The 400-nt window shown below is 44.2% G+C and carries 1 protein-coding gene; it reads left to right on the forward strand.

Annotated features, from left to right (window positions below):
- The coding region (locus tag SCRDD08_RS11735) for a hypothetical protein (protein ID WP_196756195.1) at window positions 1–400 on the forward strand (400 nt) is incomplete at both ends.

The raw sequence follows: 400 nt of genomic DNA on the forward strand, positions 1-400 counted from the left end.
GAAGGTTAAGAAAGTAGCAGCTCAAAGCCTAGAAGGTAAGCTCTATGATGCTTATGACATTAGACTAGAAGACCAATTTGGCAAAGCTGTACAACCTAGGGGTAAGGTCTTTGTCAGCCTTCCAGTTGCATCTAATAAAGATGTTGAAAATGTCTTCTTTATGACAGCGGCTGATCAGCTTGATGCGGTATCCTTCCAGCAAAAAGGTCATTATATCGAGTACATGACAGATCAGCTAGGTGTTTATGCGGTTGTTTACAAGTCAACTGCAACCCCGCAGATGCAGGAGCAAGTGCAAGGATCTAAAGTAGATGGTTCTACTAAAGGTCCAGCCACTAAGTCAGCAACCTTACCAAGTACAGGCACAGCAACAGATTCAGCCTTCCTTCTCGGCCTTCTG

It is taken from the genome of Streptococcus cristatus (assembly GCF_001578775.1).
Taxonomy (GTDB): Bacteria; Bacillota; Bacilli; order Lactobacillales; family Streptococcaceae; genus Streptococcus; species Streptococcus cristatus_A.